The following is a 2,514-nucleotide window of genomic DNA, read 5'->3' on the forward strand; positions in this document are numbered from 1 at the left end:
GGTTCGAGCGGGCCGGGTTCGAGCGGACGGGTTCGAGCGGGGTGGGCGGCGCGGGCTGGTGCTCGGCTCAGGAATCGCGCGGACAGCGGTGTGCGAGCCCGCGCTCGCCGGCGGTTCGTCCCTCCACAGGCGGGGTACCGGCTCCGTTGTCCCGATCCTGGTCACGGGCCCCGGCCCGATGTCGGTGGTCGCTGATTCAATACACGTATGAGAAGTTCGGGTGACGCGGCGCAGGCGGTCGAGGCGGTGCGCGCGGGCGAGACGGCGCAGACGCTCGACGCGGTGCGCGCGCTCGCCGGTCTCGCGGCGGGGCTCGCCCGCTCCTCGGCGCCGGTGCTGCTCGCGGGGGCCGTCGCCCTGCACACGGCGTAACGGGCAGCGCTGCTCGTGCCGGAGTCGTTCGCGCGGGGGAGTCGTCTCTCCCGGAGCGAGGCGGGAGACCTCGTGGAGCGCTCGATCCGAGCCGAGTTCGCGACGGTGCTCGGGATGTCGGAGCGCGCGGCGTCTCGGCGTCTCGAGCACGCTCGGCTCCTCATCGAGGACCTCCCGGAGACCCGCACCCTCCTGGCCGAGGCCCGGATCCTCTGGGAGGCCGGCGAGGTCGTCTGCGCCGCCGCCGCGACCCTCCCCGCTCCGTCGCGCGCGCCCTTCGACGAGCGGGCGGCCGCCGCGGCGCTCACGCAGACGCCCACCCAGCTCCGCCGGACCGTGGCGCGGTTGCGCGACGAGCTGCACGAGCAGCCGTTCACCGAACGCCACGCCCGCGCCCGAGAGGACCGCAGCGTGTGGCTCGGAGCCGAGGCCGACGGCATGGCCACGCTCTGCGCCCTGCTGCCGGCCCCGGTCGCGGTCGGCGCCTACAACCGTCTCGACCGCATCGCCCGCTCGCTCCGCGACGGGGCGGACGCGGCGGGGATCGGGTTCGGTGCAGGTGCAGGTGCAGGTGCAGGTGCAGGTGCAGGTGCAGGTGCAGGTGCAGGTGCAAGTGCGAGTGCGAGTGGGAGTGGGAGTGCGAGTGCGAGTGCGAGTGCGAGTGCGACTGCGACTGCGACTGCGACTGCACAGAGCGGTGCTGGTGCCCGTGGCGATGCTCCGGTGGCAGTCGGCGCGCGGCCGGACGCTGGTGCTGGTGCTGGTGCTGGTGCTGGTGCTGGTGCTGGTGCCGGTGCCGGTGCCGGGCTCGGCGCGGAGACGGGTGGCGGCGCCGGTGGAGACGCTGACATCTCCCTCGGCGACGGCCGGACGCTCGCGCAGCTGCGGGCCGACGCCCTCGTCGATCTGCTCATCGACGGCGACATCTCCGCAGACGGATCCTCGGGAGAAGGAGCGAGCGCCGTCCGTGCCTCGGGCTCCGGAATCCACGCCTCGGTCTCCGGAGTCCGCGCCGACGTGCGCCTCACCCTCGCCGCCAGCACCGCGGTCGGCCTCGACGACGCGCCGGCCGAACTCGACGGCTACGGTCTCGTCCCCGCCGACATCGCCCGGGAGCTCGTGCGCACGGCGGCCGCCTTCACGCGGGTGCTGACCGATCCGGACACGGGAGTGGTGACGTCGGTCGGCAGGACCCTCCGCGTCCCGCCCCCTCGGATGCGCCTCCAGCTGCAGCTGCGCGACCGGACCTGCCGGTTCCCCGGCTGCACCCGCGCGGCCTCGACGGCGGAGGCCGACCACACCCTCGAGTGGCGGAACGGAGGCGAGACCGCCCTCGGCAACCTGGCCTCGCTCTGCGTCGCGCACCACCACGTCCGCCACGGCGACCGCTGGACCTACGCCCTCCATCCGGACGGCACCGTCGTCTGGACGACCCCCACCGGCCGTCGGATCACCGACCGACCGCGGGCGCTGCCCGGGGCTCCGCTGCCGCCCACGCGACGACCGACGCCGCAGTCGGCGCAAGAACCGGAGCCGGAGCCGGAGCCGCGGCCGGAGCCGGAGCCGGAGTCGGAGTCGGAGTCGGAGTCGGAGTCGGAGACGGAGCCGAAGCCCGAGCCGCACCCGCTGTCACCACGATCCTCGTCATCGCAGCTGAGGTCATCGCGACCGTCGTCTCCTCGGCCGTCGCCCTCGCTGCTGGCGCCGACGCGGCCGCGGTTCGTGGACGCGTCTCCGCCGTTCTGATCCGCAGCCCGACCTGCCGGGCGATCCGACACTCCGTCGGCCGCGAGGCGGTGCATCGCCGTGCCTGGACCCGCCCAGGCGCCCTCGCGCTCTCGCACCTCCGGCGCCGCGAGGTCCGTCGGCACGTTGGCGCTTCGTCGAGCCTCGAGTTCCGAGCCTCGAGTTCCGAGCCCCGAGCCCCGTGTCCCGTCGTGCTTCGGCGCTTCGGGGCGTCGGCCACCGCGTCCCGGTCCGCCCGCGTCCCGGTCCGCCCGCGTCCCGGTCCGCCCGCGTCCCCGGTCCGCCCGCGTCCCGGTCCGCCCGCGTCCCCGGTCCGGACTCGTCGTCCGCCTCGTCGTCGCGATCGTCGCCTCGGCGATCGTGTTCTTCCCGCTGTACTGGATGCTCGTCATCGCC

At 74.9% G+C, this 2,514-nt stretch carries 2 protein-coding genes; both read left to right on the forward strand.

Going from position 1 to position 2,514, the window contains the following annotated elements:
• The first annotated feature begins 207 nt into the window (after window positions 1-207).
• Window positions 208-372, forward strand: a complete 165-nt coding sequence (locus C5C99_RS17280; RefSeq protein ID WP_181074640.1) for a hypothetical protein — start codon at window positions 208-210, stop codon at window positions 370-372.
• Window positions 373-387: 15 nt separating this feature from the next.
• Window positions 388-2,118: an HNH endonuclease signature motif containing protein gene (locus C5C99_RS16605; RefSeq protein WP_104340441.1), complete on the forward strand. Its 1,731-nt coding sequence runs from the start codon at window positions 388-390 to the stop codon at window positions 2,116-2,118.
• The last annotated feature ends 396 nt before the right edge of the window (window positions 2,119-2,514 follow it).

This window comes from Rathayibacter sp. AY1C4 (assembly GCF_002932195.1).
Lineage (GTDB): Bacteria > Actinomycetota > Actinomycetes > Actinomycetales > Microbacteriaceae > Rathayibacter.